The organism is Frankia sp. CcI156 (assembly GCF_001983015.1).
In the GTDB taxonomy this organism is placed as follows: domain Bacteria; phylum Actinomycetota; class Actinomycetes; order Frankiales; family Frankiaceae; genus Frankia; species Frankia casuarinae.
Genome location: NZ_MOMD01000066.1, coordinates 14,393 through 34,115, shown reverse-complemented (window position 1 = coordinate 34,115; position 19,723 = coordinate 14,393). Strand labels below are relative to the sequence as shown.

Annotated in this window: 15 protein-coding genes and 1 pseudogene; 13 read left to right on the top strand and 3 right to left on the bottom strand. The window is 66.5% G+C overall.

All coding sequences use genetic code 11. From position 1 onward, the window contains the following. Positions 1–56 precede the first annotated feature (56 nt). Positions 57–149: pseudogene (locus tag CcI156_RS27160) on the top strand (Fe-S cluster assembly protein HesB); the annotation flags it as partial. A 96-nt stretch (positions 150–245) separates the two neighbouring features. Here the strand turns inward: CcI156_RS27160 and sigJ are convergent. Then, the gene (gene sigJ / locus CcI156_RS20365; RefSeq protein ID WP_011436935.1) at positions 246–1,085 is read right to left on the bottom strand and encodes an RNA polymerase sigma factor SigJ; all 840 of its coding nucleotides are present in this window, start codon (positions 1,083–1,085) and stop codon (positions 246–248) included. Next, entirely contained in the window at positions 1,082–1,957 is an 876-nt protein-coding gene (locus tag CcI156_RS20360) for an NAD(P)-dependent oxidoreductase (RefSeq protein WP_035734135.1), read from the bottom strand. The genes sigJ and CcI156_RS20360 overlap by 4 nt, the downstream gene beginning before the upstream one ends. A 152-nt stretch (positions 1,958–2,109) precedes the next feature. On the opposite strand from CcI156_RS20360, the gene CcI156_RS27890 reads away from it, so the two are divergent. The 4 genes from CcI156_RS27890 to CcI156_RS20325 all read left to right on the top strand — a co-directional run bounded on the left by CcI156_RS27890 (position 2,110) and on the right by CcI156_RS20325 (position 8,024). Next, entirely contained in the window at positions 2,110–2,319 is a 210-nt protein-coding gene (locus CcI156_RS27890; RefSeq protein ID WP_085016516.1) for a MarR family transcriptional regulator, read from the top strand. 761 nt (positions 2,320–3,080) lie between these two features. Further along, positions 3,081–3,656: an HhH-GPD-type base excision DNA repair protein gene (locus tag CcI156_RS20345; RefSeq protein ID WP_023842136.1), complete on the top strand. Its 576-nt coding sequence runs from the start codon at positions 3,081–3,083 to the stop codon at positions 3,654–3,656. Positions 3,657–4,833: 1,177 nt separating this feature from the next. After that, the gene (locus CcI156_RS20330) at positions 4,834–5,163 is read left to right on the top strand and encodes a hypothetical protein (RefSeq protein ID WP_023842138.1); all 330 of its coding nucleotides are present in this window, start codon (positions 4,834–4,836) and stop codon (positions 5,161–5,163) included. 1,097 nt (positions 5,164–6,260) lie between these two features. Beyond that, positions 6,261–8,024, top strand: a complete 1,764-nt coding sequence (locus CcI156_RS20325; protein WP_076807584.1) for a diguanylate cyclase — start codon at positions 6,261–6,263, stop codon at positions 8,022–8,024. 105 nt (positions 8,025–8,129) lie between these two features. Here the strand turns inward: CcI156_RS20325 and CcI156_RS20320 are convergent, their stop codons facing one another. Next, positions 8,130–9,935, bottom strand: a complete 1,806-nt coding sequence (locus tag CcI156_RS20320; protein ID WP_076807582.1) for a sigma-54-dependent Fis family transcriptional regulator — start codon at positions 9,933–9,935, stop codon at positions 8,130–8,132. Between the two features lie 424 nt (positions 9,936–10,359). Between CcI156_RS20320 and CcI156_RS20315 the strand changes: the two genes are divergently transcribed. The 8 genes from CcI156_RS20315 (at position 10,360) to groL (ending at position 19,517) form a co-directional block, all read left to right on the top strand. Then, the gene (locus CcI156_RS20315; protein ID WP_076807580.1) at positions 10,360–12,009 is read left to right on the top strand and encodes an aromatic/alkene/methane monooxygenase hydroxylase/oxygenase subunit alpha; all 1,650 of its coding nucleotides are present in this window, start codon (positions 10,360–10,362) and stop codon (positions 12,007–12,009) included. A gap of 194 nt (positions 12,010–12,203) precedes the next feature. Next, on the top strand, positions 12,204–13,256 hold the full coding sequence (locus CcI156_RS20310) for an FAD-binding oxidoreductase (RefSeq protein ID WP_076807578.1): 1,053 nt from the start codon (positions 12,204–12,206) through the stop codon (positions 13,254–13,256). Positions 13,257–13,312: 56 nt separating this feature from the next. Further along, positions 13,313–14,416: an aromatic/alkene monooxygenase hydroxylase subunit beta gene (locus CcI156_RS20305; RefSeq protein ID WP_076807576.1), complete on the top strand. Its 1,104-nt coding sequence runs from the start codon at positions 13,313–13,315 to the stop codon at positions 14,414–14,416. Next, the gene (mimD, locus tag CcI156_RS20300) at positions 14,413–14,778 is read left to right on the top strand and encodes a propane 2-monooxygenase effector subunit MimD (protein ID WP_011436927.1); all 366 of its coding nucleotides are present in this window, start codon (positions 14,413–14,415) and stop codon (positions 14,776–14,778) included. Before CcI156_RS20305 ends, mimD begins: the two co-directional genes overlap by 4 nt. Positions 14,779–14,865: 87 nt before the next feature. Next, the gene (locus CcI156_RS20295) at positions 14,866–15,903 is read left to right on the top strand and encodes an amidohydrolase family protein (RefSeq protein ID WP_076807575.1); all 1,038 of its coding nucleotides are present in this window, start codon (positions 14,866–14,868) and stop codon (positions 15,901–15,903) included. Next, the gene (locus CcI156_RS20290; protein ID WP_076807573.1) at positions 15,900–16,616 is read left to right on the top strand and encodes an iron-sulfur cluster assembly protein; all 717 of its coding nucleotides are present in this window, start codon (positions 15,900–15,902) and stop codon (positions 16,614–16,616) included. The genes CcI156_RS20295 and CcI156_RS20290 overlap by 4 nt, the downstream gene beginning before the upstream one ends. Positions 16,617–16,652: 36 nt before the next feature. Then, on the top strand, positions 16,653–17,678 hold the full coding sequence (locus CcI156_RS20285; RefSeq protein WP_076807571.1) for an NAD(P)-dependent alcohol dehydrogenase: 1,026 nt from the start codon (positions 16,653–16,655) through the stop codon (positions 17,676–17,678). Positions 17,679–17,867: 189 nt separating this feature from the next. Beyond that, positions 17,868–19,517 (top strand): chaperonin GroEL, encoded by a 1,650-nt coding sequence (groL, locus tag CcI156_RS20280; RefSeq protein ID WP_076807590.1) that lies wholly within the window; start codon positions 17,868–17,870, stop codon positions 19,515–19,517. The last annotated feature ends 206 nt before the right edge of the window (positions 19,518–19,723 follow it).

Here is a 19,723-nt window from a genome sequence, read left to right as displayed (position 1 = left end):
CACCCCGCCGGACGCACCAGTCCGGCGGGGTATTCGTCGTGGATACCCTGACGGGCATGGGCCTGCACCTGTCCGGCGATCCAGAGGCGGACGCCTTCATCACCGAGGACCCCCTGGCGCTCCTGGTGGGCATGGTCCTAGACCAGCAAGCCGGATAAACAAGGAACGTCGTTGGAACATCTCTCGGGTGGRGCGCGGGAGAGTGGTCGCGCTCGGTGCGACTCAGCGCCTCGTCCCCATGCTTTTCAGATTCGTCGCAGCTTCTCCGGATTGCGGACCACGTCGATGCGCGTGATCCGATTGTCACTCACCGCGAACGAAAGCGCTGCGCGGTGGCCGTCGTGACTCGGGATCACCAGCCCGAGTTGYCCGTTGAGCGTGGTCTCGATCGGGTGGTCGAGCCTGCGGCTAAGCGCCACCCATGCTCGCGCGACCCGAATGTCGCCGTGCAGCGGTCTGCGTGCCGCTACCGCGTGACCGCCGCCATCCGACCTCCAGACGACATCCGGGTCGAGAACGGCGAGGAGACCGCCGAGGTCGCCCTCGGCCACTGCCAGCGCGAACGCCCGTACGGCGCGATCGTGCTCCTCACCCGAGGCCACGAAACGCGAGTGCTCGCGCCTGACGTGGCGGCGGGCACGCGCCGCGAGCTGCCGCACTGCCTCGGGCGTGCGGCCGACCACCTCGGCGACCTCGCCGAACGGTATGTCGAACACGTCGTGCAGCACGAACGCCGTGCGTTCCGCCGGTGAGAGCTGCTCGAGCACCGCTAGCAAGGCGTAGCTGACGGATTCGTCGAGCGTGACACGGTCTGCCGGGTCACCCGACCCGAGCGGCTCTGGGAGCCACGGGCCGACGTAGATCTCGCGGCGCGCCCGAGCGGACCGGAGGCGATCAAGGGCGAGCCTAGCGACGACCGTGGTCAGCCAGCCATCCAGGTTCTCGATTGCCGCGTGGTCCGCGCGCGCGAGCCGCAGCCAGGCATCCTGGACCACTTCTTCGGCCTCGCCGAGGTCACCGAGCTCGCTGTATGCGAGCCGTAGCAGCCGAGGGCGTGCCTGCGTGAAGCGCTCCAGAATGGTCATGTGGTGATCCGGCCCCAGATCTCCGTACCCGCGCGCAGGCGCGGCGCCCAGCCGCCCGCCTCGCGCAGCCGTCGGCTCGACACCCGCTGGGAGCGGCTCATCGGCCCGTCCCCTGGCGTCCTCGGCCGCAGTGCCGTGACCCCGACGGCGGCGGCCAACGCGGCATCGATCTCGGCGTTTGTAGGTGGGTCGGCGTCAGCGACGTTGTAGGTCCCGGCGGGGACGCTCAGTGCAGTGGCGACGGCCGATGCCGCGTCCTCCAGCCAGAGCGTCGGCCGGTAGGCGCCGGGTGGTCCGGCCGCGATCGAAGTTCCCCGCCGTGCGGCTTCCACAGTGGCCAGCGTGGAGCCGCTGTCCGGTCCGAGGAACAGCCCGAAGCGCAGCACGACGGTGTCGCCGTCGAACATCTCGCGCGCGTGATCCTCGGCGGTCAGCGCGGACGTTGTCACGCCGCCCCCCGCGAGCGGTGCGTCCTCGTCGAGCCACGCGTCGCCGCCGTCGGCATAGACGAACGCGATCGACTCCTGGACGAGCCGGCGCGCACGGGCGGCCTGGGCCGCCCGTGCGATCGCCGCCGACGCCTTCGTGCGCAGTCGGTCGTTCTCGGCCCAGGCTGACGGGTCGGCCATACGATCGGCGCTCGGGATGTGGGTCAACAGGTTGATGACGACCTCCGCCCCGTCGAAGGCCCGGCTCAGYGAAGCCTCGTCGAAGACGTCGGCGTCGACGGCATCGACCCCAAGGCTGGCCAGCCGCTCGCGGCCGGGCGCGGACCGKGTTACGCCCCTCACGTGGTGGCCGGTGGCGTGCAGCTCCCGGATGGCGCGCCGCCCGATGACGCCAGTGGATCCGGTGATCACAATCCTACTCATGCCGATCTGACGACGCACCCCCCTTGATCGTGACATACGGACGTCCTCGCCGCGGTCGTCCGGTTGATCGCAGGAGCGGTCCTCTACAGCCACGAGGGGGCGAAGGAGATCGAACTCGGCACGAGCGACGCGCCGTTCTGACACTGCGCGAGATGCGCGGACCGCTGACACCAGGGCGGCTGGCCGATCTGAGCGGCCTGCGGACCGGCACTGTCACCGGAGCGCTCGACCGCCTCGAGCGCGTCGGTCACGTCCGCCGGGAGCGCTCCGCCGAGAACCGGAGGAAGGCCATCCTGTCCCGCGCCGGGAGCGGATCGCCGCGGACTTGGGCGCGTTCTACGGTTCCAAGGGAGCCGGCCTGATGGAGTCGCTCGGCCGCTACGACGACGCCGAGCTGGCGATCGTGGCCGACTTCGTCACCCGCCTCGCCCAGCCCTGAGCGGGAGCCTGGCGCATCGCGCCGGTTACCCAGCTGCGGGGACCGCCCGAGGGGACGGGGTCGCCGAGGTGGATGGTGCCGGGGTGTCTCTGGCTCGGCCGCGGTTCATCGAATGAGACGAGCGGACGACGTCGGACGCGCGGCGGTGAACCACACGACGGTGATCGTCGATTTCGGCGGGGCCGGTGCCTGGGTAAGTGGCCCGCGCTCGACGGGTTCAGTGGAACGAGACGGTCCGCGCCGGCCTGGCTGCGTAGCGTCACGATCCGGTTGGCGGCTGCTGGAGCGAAGGTCGGCAGCGGGCGACCGTGCCGGCGTTTGACGGCCCAGAGAGCCACTTACTCCCCGCCGTCCTCCGGGACTGGCGGGGCCTTTTTCGAGGTCGGCTACGTCATGACCCCACGAGTCGCTGTCTTCCTGGACTACCAGAACGTCCATCTCTCCGCTTGCACCGCGTTCTTGCCCTCGGGCACCTCGGGCCGACATGGACCGTGAGGGATCTTGGTCGCCACGTCGAGGTTGCGAGTTGGAAGGGCACCAGTCGACTTCGCTTCCCCGATTCACAGTCACCCTGGTGCCACTACCTGGATGCCGACGACTACGCCGCCTGTCGGGACTACACCGACTACACAACCTGATCAACGACCGGGCGGCGGATGCGATGCGGTCGGCTACGGTGTTGGCGTGGGATTGCATCTGAGCCAGATCGCCGAGGCGGACGAGTTGCTGACGAGCGATCCGTTGGCGTTGCTGATCGGGATGGTGCTGGATCAACAAATTCCTCTTGAGCGTGCCTTTGCCGCGCCCCATGAGCTGACCCGACGCCTCGGYCAGCCGCTGGATGCGGAGGAGTTGGCGAAGTACGACCCTGACGCCCTGGGCGCGATCTTCTCGCAGGTGCCGGCGCTGCACCGGTTCCCTGGCTCGATGGCCAAGCGGGTACAGGCCATGTGTCAGCTCATCGTGGACACCTACGACGGCGACGCGGCCCGCGTGTGGACGACCGCGGCCGACGGTAAGGAACTGCTGAGGCGGGTGGCGGCGCTGCCGGGGTTCGGTCAGCAGAAGGCCAAGATTTTTGTGGCGCTGCTGGGTAAACAGCTTGGCGTGACCCCACCGGGATGGCGGGAGGCCTCCGCGCCGTTCGGGGACGAGGGCACGTTCCGCTCCATCGCGGACATCACTGACGTTGCCACCCGTGACCAGGTCCGGGAGTACAAGAAGGCGATGAAGGCCGCCGCCAAGGCACAGGCGGGCTGACGAGGGTCAGTCCCCGCCGCCGGGCGGGTGCGGTCCGTGCCGCCGGGGTCGGCCAGGCGTCCTGCTCGACTTTGATCCCACGAACATGCGTTCGCGGCACTCCTGGAACCGGCGCCCACTCGTTCTTTCCGAGACTGACTGGGACCAGTGACGCCCGCCGTCGGTGACCTCCGCGGCTGCTGGTGACGCCTGCCGTTCGTGACGCCTGCCGTTCRTGACGCCGTCGGTCGGTGACGTCCATGGCTCGTGTCGGCGGTGATGTCTGTAGCCCCTGGCGGTGCGGTGCTGGGCGCGGGCTTTCGTTCTCGCTTCGTGCTCAGCGTGCGCCCGTGCGCTGACGGTCGCCCTCCGGGTGACGGGCCGGCCGGCGGATGTTCGCCGTGACCGCGAGTCCCGATCCCGGCAGAAGGGAGCGGCCGTGAACCCAACCACCATCAACGGCGATGACGACGACGGCTGAGCCGCAGCCTCAGCCAAGGTCGCGGCTCGGCGCAGCCGACCGCCGTCCATCAGTGCCTGGTGGCGACGGCTCGGCCAGTGACCGCCGCATGCCAGCGATGACTGGCCTTCGGCGTGGGTGGGGTGAGTCTCGGGGGGCTCACCCCACCCACACCGGACGTGCCCACCGCGGCCCTCGCCACACTCGCTCCCGCTCGCGCCGCGCCCGTCCGCCTCCGAGAAGAGTGACGCGTGACGGACCAGACGGCCCCGGCCACCTTGTACGCAACGGTGGCGGGGCGCCCGGCTAATCGTCGACGATCCGGAGGCGATAACTCCCGTGTAGATGGCCGAGGTGCTGCGCTGCGGCGGCTGCGACACCGAGGTCATCGCATTGCGTTACGAACCGTTTCGGTACCGGCCAGACCGCCGCCAGCTACCGCTTCCGCCTCACCCACGCCGCGTCCGGTGGCGGGCGGCAGCCGACGGTGTCTCAGATGGTGCGCCGTCGGATGGTGCGCCGTACGGTGGAGCTGCATCGGACGGCGACGTGCCGGCGAGCGTGGTGGTGACGGAATGGCTGGCGGCCACGACGTGGGCGGAGCGGGTCCGGTTACGRCTGCCGTGGAATTCGTGGAGCGGGCATCTGCTGCCGGATTAGTCGACGATCCGCCGGTTCCTCGACAGGGCCGACGATCAGGCGCTTGCGGTCGCGTTGCTTGACTCGCCGCTCGCCGACATGCCGGCTGATCTCGCSGATGTGGTCGCTGGCACCGCGGCGTCCCCGCCCGGGGCGGTGGACGTGAACAGTGGTGCGGCTGTTCCCGGTGCGGGCGTACGCGGTGGACGGGAGACCGGCCGGGGGGCGACACGTGCCGATGGCAGCCAGGTTCACCTGCTCGGGGTCGTTTCCCCCGGCGCCGGGGCGATGGTCGGCCAGCGGGAGATCGACGCGAAGACCAACGAGAACGCCGAGTTCCGTGCGCTGCTGGTACCCCTGGCCCTGACCGGGGCGTTCGTGTGGTTCGACACCCTGCACACGGTGCGAGCCACCGGCGCGAATGCCTGATCATCCTGAAACACCGGATCGGTGAGGTCCACACCGGCCGCTCGAAGCGCTGCCGTGACCGTAGCCGGGTCGGTCACCGAGTACTTCACTTCGACTTGGCGCACCTGCATCCCCCGATAAAAAGCGGCACTTTCTCGCCTGTCGGTCAACTGGCGGCCGACACGCCGACGAATTTTTATATCCTAATAGAATGGCGACCGGTAACGCGGTACAATCCTGAAAGCCCTGTCATTGGAGCTGGTGAGGGGACTCGAATCAGTAGCCGCTCGATTGCAAGTCGCACGGGCGCGTGCCGGCTCATGCCGCAAGGTTCCTGGTGATGCCGCCTTCTCCCAGCTCACGGCGTTTTCCGTGCCGGAGCATGCCTGTGGGTGCCTCTCCGTGTCGGGACATCCGCACCCACAATGAGCCCATCCACGGCGCACACGAAGATCGAATCTTGGCGACCGGTCCGGTCGGGCCGAGGGCGGCTGCCCTGAAGCAACTGCCCAAAGGCCGCTTGACACCTACCGAGGTCGCGAGCGGCCGATGACGGTCAGGACGTGCATCCAGTGTGATCGGCATGCGGACCGTCGAGGTCGCCTAGGTTTGGGGCCGCCGACGATTCTGCAGTCGACYATGGTGGGTGGCTCCGGCGAGAAGAAGACGCCGCGGCTGGTGGCGAAGTACGCGCAGGCGTGCAACTCCGAGGGGGCCTTTCGCGCTTCGGGAGTCATCAGCGGTACGAAGGTCGCGTTGAGTCACCTAGCGAAGATCGCATCGTCAGGGCGTCCTCCACCCCGACGTCACCGCGGACGACTTCGTGCCGGTGCTCAGCCTGATGCCCGGTGACGGGATCTCACCGGCGGCCCCCCGACGGTGGGTGCGGCTGTTCCTGCGAGGTCTGCTCACCGGCTGACGGYGCCGATGGCAGGAGGCGTCAACCTACCAGCCGCCCGAAAGACCGATTTTCGGAAGAAAAATACTGGATATCACTTTCTTCGCGATTTTTGTCCGCCCCTGGCAGGCCGGGCTAAGCGGACTATGATTCTGAGCTCAGGTCCAAGCGGCATATACTTGCCCCAGGTCACACGGTTAAAGGTGCGGGAAGGTGCGTCATGCCGGATCGGTCAAGACCGTCTCGGCGAGCCGGACGGGCCTCGGGGCTTCGCCTCAACGGTGGGGAGGGCGCCTCGCTCGAGCGGCTGCGCGAGCGGTTCCTCACCGCCGGGATCTCAGCTGAGATCTCGGCTGAGATCTCGGCTGAGACCAGCGAGTCCGGTGGGGTGCGGGATCCGATCCGCGAGTCGTGGATGCGGTCGCGGCGGTGGGCGGTGGCCGCGGACAGCCCCGAGCCCCTCCTCGCAGCGTCGGACCTCGACGTACCTGTCGCGCGCGCGGCCGAACCGGTCCTGTGCCAGCTCGCCGATCGGCTGGCCAGGCAGGCCGTCAGCGCGATCGTCACCGACGCGAACGGTCTGGTGCTCATGCGGTGCACCGGCGACGCCGCATTCGAACGCCGGCTGGACCGCGTATCGCTGCTGCCCGGATTTAGTTATGCCGAGCGGTTTGTCGGCACCAACGGCATCGGTACCGCTCTTGAGGAGCACAGGCCGGCGCACGTGTTCGGTCAGGAGCACTACGCGGAGTCCCTCGGCGAGTTCGCCTGCGCCGGTGTTCCCCTGCGTGATCCGGTGACGGGGCAGACGCTGGGCCTGTTCGATCTCACCTGTCCGCGCCGGGATGCCGGGCCGCTGCTGGCGGTCATGGCGGGCATGGTCGCCAACCAGATCCAGGATGTCCTGCTTCTCGCCGTGCCGGGGCACGACCGGGAACTGATCTCGCTTCGCGAGGCCGACGCGGGGGAGTTGCGCAGGCTGCTGATGGYCGAGCGCCAGCAGCGGGAACTGGCCGAGACGATGCACCGGGTCGTCGTCGAGACCACCAGGGCGGTGACTCCGCCGGAGATCCTCGGGCGGGTCATGACGGCGGCTGCCGCGCAGCTTCCGTGCGAGGCGGCGTGGGCGCTGGCCCGGGAACCGTGCGGAACGTTGCGGGTCGTGGCGGTCCACGGCCAGGTGGATACCCGGGCGGTCGGGGCGATGATCGTCCCGCTTCCGGATTCCCCTCTGCTGCTGGCGTTCCACGGCGGTGGGATGATCGGGCCGCACCGGAGGCTGCCGGAGGTGCTCCCCGGCCAGCGCTACCCGGTGGGCAGCTGGCTGGCCGTGCCGGCGCTGTGCCGGCAGGCCCCCACCGTCGTCGTTCTGATCGCCTCGCGGGCTGCTGGTGGCTACAATCCCAGGCAGGCTCGTCTGGCTTATGYCGTGCTGGGCCAGGCGGCGGCGGCCTGTGAGAACGCCTACCTGTTCGAGGAGACGCAGCGGCTTGCGGACAGTGATCCGCTGACGGGGCTGGCGAACCGGCGTCATTTCTTCGAGCAGGCCGATGCTCTGGTCCGCGGGCATCTGCATGCGGCGCGGTCGCTGGCCGCCTTCATGATCGATATTGATCATTTTAAGCAGGTCAACGACGGTCACGGTCATGCTGTGGGTGACGCGGTTCTCGCCGAGGTCGCTCGGCGCGTGCAGGGCACGCTGGGCCCGCAGGACATCGTCGGCCGTATCGGCGGCGAGGAGTTCGCGGCCGTGCTGGGCTGCCCGGCTGCGACGGCGGGTGTTCTCGCCGAGCGGCTTCGGCAGGCGATCGGGGCCAGCCCGGTGGCTACCGCCGACGGTCCGCTCCCGGTCACCGTCAGCGTGGGGGTGGCGATGCTGAACCCGGACGATTCCGGGCTTGGYGACCTGCTCATCCGCGCCGACGTGGCCCTCTACCAGGCAAAGCGCTCCGGCCKGGACCGGGTCGCGACCGCGCAGCCATGATGGGCCTCCACGTTAGGGACCGCCACTGCGGCCTGTCGTAGGGCTGCTGCTCCCCGTACTCTGCTCCCCGCACTCTGCTGCCGTGGGCTCCACGCAAGATTGCGTCTACACGCTGGGAGCGGGGATCTCGATGCCGTACTGCCGGATTCTGCGGTAGATCGTCGCTCGCGACATGCCGAGAGCCCGCGCCGCGAGGGTCCTGTTCCCGTCCGCGCTGAGCAGGCTCTGCACTATTGCGTCTCGCTCGATCGCCTCCATGGCTCCGAGAACCCGGCGGGTGACCGTGTGACATTCCGGCGGCAGGTCACCGACCATGATCGTGCCTGCGGGGCGAACCTGGATKACTTTGCGCAGCACCTGCCGCACCTGCTCGATGTTGCCTGGCCAACTGGTACGCAACAGTGCTTGCATAGCCTGCGGGGAGCAGGCGAGTTGGCCGCCACGGGTAAGTTTTACCAGCAGGAACGGCACGATTTGGTGCAGATCATCGATATGGTGCCGCAACGGGGGCACTTCGATGCAACGCGGGAAGTAGCGCATCAGGGGGCCGAGGGGTTTGTCGTCGGCGCTGAGCGTCAGGACTACCCACGGCAGATCCCGGCGGCCGCCCGCCTCCGCTGCTTGGCAGGCGGACGCCAGCACATGCAGCCGATAGGGGTCGATGCGATCGACGTGGCGTACCACCAGCGTGCCCCGGCTACGGCTCAGTTCGTGGCGGAGAAGGGTCCCCCACTCCCGAACAGTAGTGTTGTGGCCGTCGACAACKGAGAACCACGCGGACGGATCATGCCGCTGGCACACGGCCCGGGCCAGGGCTGTTTTGCCCACGCCGGGCTCTCCTCGTAATATCACCCACTCACCTGCTTGCGCAGCCGCGTCCACTTCCCGGCAGGCACGGGTCCATAGAGTTCCGGAGCCGACGATGCCGGGCAGCGGAAGCCGCGTCAGAGCGGTGTCCGCATGCCGCGGGCGCGGCGCTTCGACAAAACGGACATGGGCCACCGCCCCGTCGGTGGCCCTCTCCGTTGCCACTGTCCGGCAGTGCACGCGGGCCCAGGTTCCGCTGGGCAGTTCCATCATCAGGGTGGTGGCACGGCGTCTGGCGACGACATCGGTGATGCGCCCGATCAGCACCGACTGGTCGCGGKGGTCGAGTAGTTGGCGCGCGTGCTCGTTCATCATGACGACGTCGTCGTTGAGGCCGAGCACCACGCCGGAAATCCGTTGGCATGTCCTGAGATACTCCCGTAACAGGGCAAGGTCACGGTGTTCTTCGTTGGCGAGCAGGGATTCCTGAATCTGTGCCGCCGCGGCCCGGGCCATGGCCATGAGCAGCGGCCCGGCGTCCGGACGCCAACAGGTCAGGTCCAAGACGCCAATTATCTTCCTTGTGACTGGATGGTGCATCGGCACTCCGGCGCAGGCTAGATTCTCGAGGTTCGAGGCGTAGTGCTCGTGCCCGAAGACATGGGCGGGGGACCTTCCCTCGAGCGCGGTACCGATTCCGTTGGTTCCCACCAGTCTTTCCGCGTAGCTGAAASCCGGTGCGAGCTGGACCGCGTCGAGGTGCTTCTCCAGGGCGCGGTCACCGGTGCGCCGGGCCAGGACGACTCCCTCGGCATCGGTCAGGATGATGCTGATAGGCTGGTCTACAAGTTGATCGCCGAGCTGGCGGACGATGGGCGCTGCGGCGCGGCTGACCGGGTTTTCGCTGTCGAGGTCGCCCACGAACGTGAGTCGGGGGCCTTCCGCCGCTACCTCCCAGTGCCGGGAGCGTAACCAGGACGCCCGGATGCTGTCGCGTACCCTGTCCGGCTCGATGGAGTCGGTGGTCAGGAACAGCTCCCGCGCCTGCGCAACCTCGGCGCCCTGATGATTATAAGCATCTAGGTTGCTCGAACAACCAGCCATCTGATGGATCTCCTCCCGCGAACGGCGAACCTCGACGACTCCGGTACAACCGCAGCGTCCGACGTGGTCACGAGCGGTTCCCGAGCGAGGTTAGATCGCAGCCCACCGTCTGGCTAGACCTTGTGCTCCGCCCACTGCCGGGCGTCCGCCGCGCCCGACCGACCCCCGACCGGCGCCGATCGCCGATCKCTCCTCGCATCTCGCATCTCGCCTCCCCGATGATCTTGCTGGCCGAGTCCTGGTACCTGTCTCAGATTGAGATCCCACACACCTCCCACGGGGAGTGTGATGTGGGACATACGAAGGGACGTGGTGCAGGCACCGGTTCCGGCCGGAAGGAGGGTCGACGCGGATCGGCGTCGATCTCGGTGCAGGCGGGCATCRCCGGTGTCTGCCCGACCCCGTATCGTCCAGGAGGCAGGACGTGAGCCGTCAAAGCTTGACAAAGGCACACAAAAAGATCACGGAGCTGTCATGGGAACCGACGTTCGCGACGCCCGCGAAGCGGTTTGCCACCGACTATACCTTCGACAAGTCTCCGAAGAAGGACCCGCTCAAGCAGATCTTGCGCTCCTACTTCCCGATGGAGGAGGAGAAGGACAACCGCGTGTACGGCGCGATGGACGGCGCGATTCGCGGCAACATGTTCCGCCAGGTCCAGCAGCGCTGGATGGAGTGGCAGAAGCTCTTCCTGTCGATCATCCCGTTCCCGGAGATCTCCGCGGCCCGGGCGATGCCGATGGCGATCGATGCCGTCCCCAACCCTGAGATCCACAACGGGCTCGCGGTACAGATGATCGACGAGGTGCGTCACTCGACGATCCAGATGAACCTCAAGCGCCTGTACATGAACCACTACATCGATCCGGCCGGCTTCGACATCACTGAGAAGGCGTTCGCCAACAACTACGCCGGAACGATCGGCCGCCAGTTCGGTGAGGGCTTCATCACCGGTGACGCGATCACCGCGGCGAACATCTACCTGACCGTCGTCGCCGAGACGGCGTTCACCAACACCCTGTTTGTCGCGATGCCGTCCGAGGCGGYCGCCAACGGTGACTACCTGCTACCGACGGTGTTCCACTCGGTCCAGTCCGACGAGTCTCGCCACATCAGCAACGGGTACTCCATCCTGCTCATGGCGCTCGCCGACGAGGCCAACCGGCCGCTGCTCGAGCGTGACCTGCGCTACGCGTGGTGGAACAACCACGCCGTGGTGGATGCCGCGATCGGCACCTTCATCGAGTACGGCACGAAGGACCGCCGCAAGGACCGCGAGAGCTACGCGGAGATGTGGCAGCGCTGGATCTACGACGACTACTACCGCAGCTACCTCATCCCGCTCGAGAAGTACGGCCTGGTGATCCCCCACGACCTGGTCGAGGAAGCCTGGAACCGTATCTACAACAAGGGGTACGTGCACGAGGTCGCGCAGTTCTTCGCCACCGGATGGCCGGTGAACTACTGGCGGATCGACCCGATGACCGACGACGACTTCGAGTGGTTCGAGTCGAAGTACCCGGGCTGGTACAACAAGTACGGCAAGTGGTGGGAGAACTACAACCGGATGCGTTACCCCGGCCGGAACAAGCCCATCGCGTTCGAGAACGTCGACTACCAGTACCCCCAGCGGTGCTGGACGTGCATGGTGCCCTGCGTGATCCGCGAGGACATGGTGCATGACAAGGTGGACGACCAGTGGCGCACCTACTGCTCCGAAGCCTGTCACTGGACTGACAAGGTGGCGTTCCGGCCGGAGTACCAGGGCCGCCCGACGCCGAACATGGGCCGGCTGACCGGCAAGCGGGAGTGGGAGACTCTTTACCACAACTGGGATCTCGCCGATGTCATTTCCGACCTCGGGTACGTCCGTGATGACGGCAAGACCCTGATTCCGCAGCCCCATCTCGAGCTCGACGACCCCTCGAAGCTCTGGACGCTCGACGATGTCCGCGGCATCACGTTCAGCAGTCCGAATGTCGCACTCAACGAGATGAACGACGCCGAGCGTGAGGCGGCGATGGCGGCCTACCGGGCCGGCGGTCCGGCTGGTCGGCCGGCACCCGTTTCCTAATAGCGCCCTGCAAGCTGCGGGCGTGTTGAAGAACCGCCGTCCGAGGGGGCCGACGGACGTTTCTTGAACGCGTTCGAACGAACACGGCCCCACCGGCGCCGCGACACGAGCGCCGGTGGGGCCGCACCACCGAGGCGCGGCCCGGGCGGCTCGCCCGGATACGACGGGTTTTTCAAAGCAGGAAAGAGACGGGCATGAGCGACACCCACCGGGTCCGGTTCGAGCCGGTCGACGTGGAGATCGAGGTTACCGAGGACGAGACCGTGCTCGACGCGGCGTTCCGCCAGGGCGTCAACCTGATGCACGKATGCAAGGAGGGACAGTGCTCGGCGTGCAAGTCCTTCCTGCTTGACGGTGATGTACAGATGGGCCGCTATTCGACCTTCGCGTTGGCCGATTACGAAAGTGATGAGGGCTACATCCTGCTGTGTCGGGCGCACGCCTTCAGCGATCTGTCGGTCGAACTGGTCAACTATGACGAGGACATGATCCGCTCCGGCCTTCCGGTGCGGACCATAGAAAGCACTGTCGTGGAGACGGAAGATCTCACCCACGACATCACCCGGTTGCGTCTGGACATCACCGGTTCACCGGACTTCATGTTCCATCCGGGTCAGTACGTCGATATCACCATTCCTGGTTCGAGTGAACACCGTTCGTTCTCCATGGCGAACATCTCGGCGGCGGAAGGCTATCTCGAGTTCATTATCAAGAAGTATCCGGGCGGGCGTTTCTCCGGACTTCTGGAGGACGGTCTGCGCCCCGATGACCCACTGACCGTCACCGGGCCGTACGGTGCTTTCACGCTCCGGGTGAGCTCGGACCGTCGGATCGTCTTCATCGGTGGTGGCGCGGGGATGKCCCCGATCCTCTCCCTGCTACGCCAGCTGGCGACGAAGAACAGCGAGCGGGAGGTCGTCTTCTACTACGGGGCTCGTGCCCCCCGCGACCTGTTCTATGTCGACGAGATCCTCCAGACCGGTGCGTCGATTCCCGGCTTCACGTTCGTCCCCTGCCTGTCCGACAGCATGCCGGAGAACTCGGACGATATCGGCCATCCCGTGGAAAACGGGTTGGTAACCGATATAGTGGACCGGCGCGAGACCGACATCGCATCCTGCGATGTTTACTTGTGTGGTCCGCCTCCCATGATTGACGCGGCATTGCCGCGGCTTGAGTCGAGTGGGGTCCCGAAAGAACAGATCTTCTACGACAAGTTCACTATCACGGCCGCCGCCGAAAGCTGACCGGTCATCGTCACCGGTCGGCCATCGGTTGACGACCTGCCACGAGGAGCACAGGCATGACGCAAGTCACGGGTAAGACCAGGAGCTTCCCCAAGCCGGAGTTCACCGACGCGGAGGCGGGCGCGTTAACGTTCCCCAGCTCCACCAGCCGTGTGTACAACTACTTCAAGCCGCAGAAAATGCGGGCGACCATGTACGAGGACRTCACCTTCGACGTCCAGCCGGACCCTGACCGCTACCTGGCCCAGGGCTGGATCTACGGTTTCGCCAAGGGACCCGGCGGATATCCGCAGGACTGGACGGCTTTGCGCTCCTCGGACTGGCATGCCTTCCGCGACCCCAATGAGGAGTGGGAGCAGACCATCTACCGGAACAACTCCAATGTTGTCCGGCAGATCCAGCAGAACCTTGAAAACGCGCGGGCGGCCCATGCCTACGACGGCTGGTCGCGGGGGTGGACCAAGTTCGTCGAGCAGCACCTGGGCGCCTGGATGCACGCTGAGAACGGTCTGGGCCTGCACGTGTTCGTCGCCGCTCAGCGGTCGGGTCCCACGAACATGATTAACACTGCCATCGCGGTGAACAGCGCGCACAAGCTCCGCTTCGCCMAGGACCTCGCCCTGTACAACCTGGAGTTGGCCGAGTCCCTGCCGGGGTTCGACGGATCGGCCCACCGCAAGGTCTGGCACGACGACCCGGTGTGGCAGCCGGTGCGGGAGAACGTCGAGCGGATCACCGCGGTCGCTGACTGGGCGGAGGYACTCGTCGCCGCGAACATCGTGTTCGAGTCGCTGGTCGGCGTGTTATTCCGCAGCCACCTCGTCATGCAGATCGCCGCCCGTAATGGCGACTACGTCACGCCGACCCTGGTCGGAACCGGCGAGAACGACTACGAGCGCGACCTGCGTTACACCCGCGCGCTGCTCAAGCTTCTCATCACCGACGAGAAGTTCGGCGCAGGCAACGTCGAGACCCTTTCCGGCTGGTTGTCCCGGTGGGTTCCGCTGAGCTTGAAGGCGGCCCATGAACTGCAGCCGATCTGGTCGCAGCCGCAGGAGAAAGTCATCACCTTCTCGGAATCCCTCGACGCTACGGTCAACGGATTCCGGGCCGTCCTTTCCGACCTTGGTCTGCCCGAGCCGAAGGAGCTGACGCAGTGACCACCGCGAACGGAAACCCAGAGCTCGGTAAATCCAATAGAACCTCGTCGAACATGTGCGGCGTCACCCTGATGAACAACCAGAACGGATATGTCGTCGCCGACGTCATGCGGAGCAAGCCCGGTATCCGCGTCGAGGAGTATCCGTCCATGATCCGGGTTGACGGCGAACGTAAGATCGAATTTGACTTCGACGAGATCTCGGATGCGCTCGGTTTCGATTTCGGTGTGTCCGACTTCGAAGAGATCATGTCCACGCACTACGGCCGGATGGTRCATCTCGACGACAAGACCGTACTGTTCGCCAACCCCGAGGACGCGGCKGAGTACATCGATTTCGATCTGAAAGTCGTCACTAACTGACCTGATCCGAGGCGAACGGCACGGTCCACGCCGGGCTCATCCGGCCCGGCGTGGACCGGCCGTGATGATATTTCGGAGGATATCCACATGTACGTCAAGGACAATGAGCGATACTTCATCGTGGATTCCCACCTGCACTTCTGGGATGGGAGCCCGGAAAACCAGGCGAACCGCTACGGCAAAGGTTTCATCGACTGCTTCTACGATTACCATGTGAATCTGAGCCCGCAGGAGTACCTCTGGCCGCGGGAAAAGTTCCAGAAGTACTCTGCGGAAGTCATGGTGAAGGACCTGTTCGAGGACGGTTACGTCGACAAGGGGATCTTCCAGCCCACTTATCTGACGGACTTCTACCGGAATGGTTTCAACACCACCGAGCAGGACGGCGCGCTCGCCGAGCGGTACCCCGGCAAGTTCATCGTGAACGGCGCCTTCGACCCGCGTGACGGCGAACTGGGCCTGTCGAAGCTGGCGGACCTGGCGGCACGCYGGAACCTCAAGGGTGTGAAGCTCTACACGGCGGAGTGGAAGGGCGAGTCCAAGGGCTACAAGCTGACCGACCCGTGGGTCTACCGGTATCTGGAGAAGTGCCAGGAACTCGGCATCCGCAACATCCACATCCACAAGGGCCCGACGATCTACCCGCTGAACCGGGACGCGTTCGATGTCGCCGACGTCGATGATGTGGCCACCGAATTCCCCGAGCTGCGGTTCATCATCGAACACGTCGGACTGCCCCGGTTGGAGGACTTCTGTTGGATCGCCACGCAGGAGCCCAATGTCTACGGTGGGCTCGCGGTGGCCATGCCGTTCATCCACAGCCGGCCGCGCTACTTCGCGCAGATCATCGGTGAGCTCCTCTACTGGCTCGACGAGAACCGGCTGACCTTCTCGAGTGACTACGCGATCTGGCACCCCAAGTGGCTGGTCGAGAAGTTCGTCGACTTCCAGATCCCGGCGGACATGCAGGCCGAGTACGGCGTGCTCACCCCCGACATCAAGCGCAAAATTCTCGGTCTCAACGCGGCCGCGCTCTACGACATCGAGGTACCGGCCGAGGTTAGCGGGGCGGGCAGCGGTTCTCCGGCGTCGACGCCTCTCGTGGGCGCAGGGCAGTCCGTATGACCACACCCACAGTAACCAGTAGGACCGGCCTGGCCGCGGACGTCTGGGAAGCTTTGGGGCGGGTGTACGACCCAGAGCTCGACCAGCCCGTCACCGAGCTGGGATTCGTCCGTGCTCTGGTGGTCCAGGACGGGCGGGTGCAGGTTCGGCTCAGACTCCCGACCTACTTCTGTGCGCCGAACTTCGCCTACCTGATGGTGTCCGACGCGCACGACGTGGTGAAGGAGCTGCCAGGAGTCACCGAGGTGGACGTGGCCCTGGAGGATCACTTCGCTGCCGAAGAGATCAACGCCGGAGTCGCCGCCGGAGACGGTTTCCCGGCAAGTTTTCCCGGGGAGGCCACCGGAGGCCTCGACGACCTGCGGATGACCTTCCTGCGTAAGGCGCACACCGCCAGCCTGGAAGGCGCGGCCAAGCGCCTGGTAGCCGCGGGCTGGTCACCCGAGTCGCTGGATCGGGCCCGGCTGGCGGACATGCCGGAGTCACCGGAACGACGCAGCCTGCTGCGCCGACGGGATGCCCTCGGACTGTCCCTGGCTCCCGAGGCGCCGCTGTTCGTTGACGACGACGGCCGTCCGATCGATCGCGAGGCGCTGCCCCTCCRGCTGCGGTTTGCCCGGACCGTCCGGGTGACGATCGACGCGAACACCACGGTCTGCCGCGGTCTGCTGGAGACGCGGTACGGCACGGTGGACCGCACACCCATGACGTGACAGTGACGTGACAGCGACGAACGTGGAGGTGGGCCGATGAGGGCCRTCCAGGTCATCAAGTACGACAACGCGCCGCGGCTGGTAGACGTCCCCGAGCCCAAGATCCTCCATCCGCTGGACGTGGTGGTCAGGATCGGCGGCGCCGGTGTCTGTCGGACCGACCTGCACATCATCGAAGGGCAGTGGGAGCAGAAGTCGGGCGTGACCCTGCCGTACGTGCTCGGCCACGAGAACGCCGGCTGGGTGCACGAGGTCGGTTCGGCGGTGAGCGACATCGCCGTGGGCGACCCGGTCATCCTGCACCCGCTGGTCACCTGCGGGCTATGCCGGGCCTGTCGGGACGGCGACGACGTGCACTGCGCCCGGGCGTCCTTTCCCGGAATCGACAGCGACGGCGGCTACGCCGAACTGCTGCGGACCAACGCCCGGTCGGTGGTCAAACTCGACCCGTCGTTGCAACCGGCGGATGTGGCGGCACTGGCCGACGCCGGACTGACCGCCTATCACGCGGCACGCAAGGCAGCCGCGGCGCTGAGTCCCGGTGACCGGGTCGTGGTGATCGGAGCCGGCGGTCTGGGCCACATCGGTGTGCAGGTGCTGCGTGCCCTCACCCCAGCCGAGATCATCGTCGTCGACCGCTCCGCCGAGGCGTTGCGGCTCGCCGGCGAACTGGGCGCCGACCACACGGTGCGGGCCGACGGCAGCGAGGTGTCCGCGGTACTCGATCTCACCGGGGGCAGCGGCGCCGAGGCAGTCATCGACTTTGTCGGCGAAGGCGGYGCGATCGAGGCGGGTGTCGCCATGCTGCGTCGCGCCGGTTCGTATTATGTTGTCGGCTATGGCGGGGTGCTGAACGTCTCCACCATCGACATCATTTCCACTGAGATCAACTTCATCGGTAACCTGGTCGGATCGTACAGCGACCTCGTTGAGCTGATGGTTCTCGCAACCCGTGGCAAGGTCACCCTGCACACGAGTGCCTACCCCCTGGCAGAGTTCCACCAGGCGCTCGACGACCTTCACCACGGCAAGGTGCGCGGTCGGGCGATCCTGATCCCCTGATCTACTGATCACTCGGACCCGATCTGTGCGTGGCTCGGGAACCCAGGGCTCCGGCGGCGCGACTGTGCGATCGGATCGGGCTCCAGGTGGGGCTGGTTTCGCCACCATGCCCCGCCAGCTGCTCGCAGCCACGATCGTGCCGCCATCGGCCCGCCTTGACGGATGCGGAGCGGAAGGACTGAGGAAGAGATGGCCAAGGATCTGCGGTTCAATGTCGAGGCGCGCCGCCTGCTGGAGGCCGGGGTCAATGCCCTGGCGGACGCCGTCAAGGTGACTCTGGGTCCAAAGGGCCGCAACGCCGTCATCGAAAAACTGACCGGGCCGCCCACCATCACCAATGACGGTGTGACCATAGCCAGGGAGATCCAGCTGCGTAACCCCTTCGCCAACATGGGGGCGCAACTGGTCAAGGAGGTCGCGACCAAGACCAACGGCACTGCCGGCGACGKAACCACCACCGCCACCGTGCTCGCGCAGGCCCTCGTCCGGGAGGGTCTGCATGCCGTGGACGGGGGCGCCAACCCGATGTTTCTCAAGAACGGCATCGAGGCTGCCGTGGCCGCCCTGCTAGAGGAGTTTGAAAAGTACCGGGGAGAGGTCGAGGGCGAGGCCGATCTTGCCCGGGTGGCGACCCTCGCCGCCAACAACGATGCCCGGATCGGCGACGTCGTGGCCGCGGCCCTTGGCCGGGTCGGCTGCGACGRGGTGGTCACGGTCGAGGAATCCCCGATCTTCGGACTCGAGGTCAGCTTCGTGGACGGTATCGAGTTGGACAACGGGTACCTCTCGCCGTACATGGTCACCGACACCGAGCGGATGGAGGCCGCCTACACCGACCCCTACATCCTGTTGACCAACGAGAAGATCTCTCAGGTTCAGACCCTGATGCCGGTCCTCGAGCTGGTCACCCGGGCCGGCGGCCAGTTGATCGTCTTCGCGGAGAACGTCGAGGGACCGGCACTGGGCATGCTGGTCGCCAACAATGTGCACGGGACCTTCCGGTCCGCGGTGGTCCGGGCACCCGGTTTCGGTMACCGTCGGTTGGCCGAGCTCAACGATCTCGCGGTTTTTCTGGGCGGTCAGGTGATTACCGCGGATGCCGGGCTTTCCCTGGACCGGGTCACCCTCGGCCAGCTCGGGCGTTGCAAGAAGGCCACCATTACCGAGCATGCGACTACGATCGTCGACGGCGCCGGTTCCGCCACCGAGATCCATGCCCGGATCGACCAGCTCAAGCGGGAGCTTGAACGGGCGGAGAACCCCCACGACCAGGACACGTTGCAGACCCGGATCGCCCGGTTGTCCGGCGGCGTCGCGGTGATCCGGGTCGGCGCCGTGACCGGTGTGGAGTTGAAGGAGAAGCTGCACCGGGTCGAGGACTCCCTCGCGGCGGCACGGGCTGCTCTCGCCGAAGGTGTCGTGGCGGGCGGTGGTACCGCACTGCTGCAAGCGGCCTCGGCCCTTGACAAGCTCACGCTGACCGGCGACGCCGCCGAAGGCAGGGAGATCGTTCGGCGGGCCATCGCCGAACCACTGCGCTGGATCGCGATCAACGCCGGCTACGACGGCGACGAAGTGGTCAAGCGGGTCGCCGAGCTGCCGCGCGGTCACGGTTTCAACGCCGCGACCGGAGAATACGGGGAGATGGCCGGCTTCGGTGTCATCGACCCGGTGAAAGTTACCCGTTGCGCGCTGCAGAGCGCGGCGTCGATCGCCGCGCTGTTGCTGACAACGGAAACCCTGGTTGTCGAGGAGGTCATCGGCAACCCGGGTGCCGTGATCGCTCCCGGATTCGGGGATCTCGCGGAGGGCCTGGTCCGGCCTTCCAACATCGCCTGATCGTCAGGCGGCCGGTGGGCGTGTCGGCAGCTGCCGACACGCCACGGCAGGAACGGTCTCGCGTCCGGTCAGCACCACCGTTTCCGGAGCGGATGACGCCGGTCCGGCGGGCCGCCTACCGCCGGACCGGCTTCGCGACCAACACGGAAGTGATCGGACAGCTGTCCCAGCCCGGTCAACCGCTTTTCAACGTCGAACTGACAGCG